The 1,457-nt window shown below is 37.8% G+C and carries 1 protein-coding gene; it reads left to right on the forward strand.

Features of this window, described 5'->3' with window-relative positions:
- The first annotated feature begins 50 nt into the window (after positions 1–50).
- The gene (locus ACTNES_RS20800; protein WP_441040571.1) at positions 51–1,376 is read left to right on the forward strand and encodes an IS1380 family transposase; all 1,326 of its coding nucleotides are present in this window, start codon (positions 51–53) and stop codon (positions 1,374–1,376) included.
- Positions 1,377–1,457: the final 81 nt, after the last annotated feature.

Here is a 1,457-nt window from a genome sequence, read left to right on the forward strand (position 1 = left end):
TAAAATTAAGGTGATCAAAGTCTCAAAAATACACAACAAAGGAGCCCTTTATGAGTATTGTAAACACCTTAGCTTTAAAAAGCAATAGACAGATTAAAATTAATTTCGATGGAGGTGATTTATCCTCCGATGCAGGCTTACTTCTTATCAAAGAATTCGTAAGCAAACTCGGTATTGATAAGCTTTTTGAGCATGCATTCAAGACTAATGATTCTGCGGCATTTCGATATCACATAGATAAGGATAATCTCCTTCAGATGATATATTTAATCATTGCAGGTTACTTTGAAGATGATGCTTCGGACGAACTTACGAATGATCCGGTATTCAAAGCTGTACTTGAGAAAGATGCATTAGCATCTCAGCCAACGGTATCCAGATTCTTCAATCGAATGGATGAGGATACCCTAAATCAGTTCCTGACCATTGGCAGAATACTCAGAAAAAGAATCTACAGTATTCAAATGCCGGAAGCAATTATCCTTGATCTTGATTCCACCCTTCTTGATACATATGGAAAACAGGAAGGTAGAGCCTTTAACTTCCACTATCAGAGCAATGGCTATCATCCACTTGTTTGCTATGACGGAATAACGGGAGATTTAATAAAAATCCAGCTCCGGGATGGAAACAAGTATTCTTGTACTGGTGTAGTAGATTTCCTGCAACCAATACTTGACGAATATCTAAGGGATTATCCAGCCATTCATCTTTTGCTTCGTGGTGATAGTGGTTTTGCAACGCCTGAGCTATATAAACAATGCGAGGAAAATGGAACAAGCTATGTCATTCGTCTGAAAGAGAATGCGGTTCTTAGAGAAAAAGTGTCATACCTTGTTGATGAGCTTGATGAAATCACCAAAGAAAATAAAGTGGATTACGCGGTAGTTTATGGTGAATTCATGTATCAAGCAGGTCCATGGCCTTATGAAAGGCGTGTGGTCTGTAAATTGGAAAAGCCGGAAAACCAAATAGTTTACTTGTACACGTTTCTTGTGACAAATATGGATTCATCACCGGAGTATCTCCTCAAATTTTACAGCAAGAGAGGCTTGATGGAAAATTTCATTAAGGAAAGCAAAAATAGTTTTGACTTTGCTTCTGTAAGCAGCCATACGAGAATTGTAAATGCCAACAGACTTCAGGTACATGCTCTTGCTTATAACGTATTTAATTGGTTTAGACGATTGGCGTTATCAGCAAATATGCGCAAACAACGTATAGATACCGTCCGTTTAAAACTGCTGAAGATTGCTGCAAAAGTAATTCATTCAGCAAGATATACAACATTCAAGCTGTGTAGTAGCTGTCCTTATAAGAATGAGTTCTATGAGACTTTTTCAAATATTGGCAAATTGAATGTACAGCTGGAATAGAAGCGATTAACGAACCTTGACAGCTTAATCATTGCTCTGAAATCTGTCACAGGGATACTATACCCTTTTGACAGGGGTATC

Origin of the sequence: Blautia sp. HCP3S3_D9 (genome assembly GCF_052063845.1) — a bacterium.
Lineage (GTDB): Bacteria > Bacillota > Clostridia > Lachnospirales > Lachnospiraceae > Blautia_A.

Excerpts from the sequence above, each read along its gene's own strand:
- ACTNES_RS20800 (WP_441040571.1), top strand. The coding sequence starts at position 51 with ATGAGTATTGTAAACACCTTAGCTTTAAAAAGCAATAGACAGATTAAA.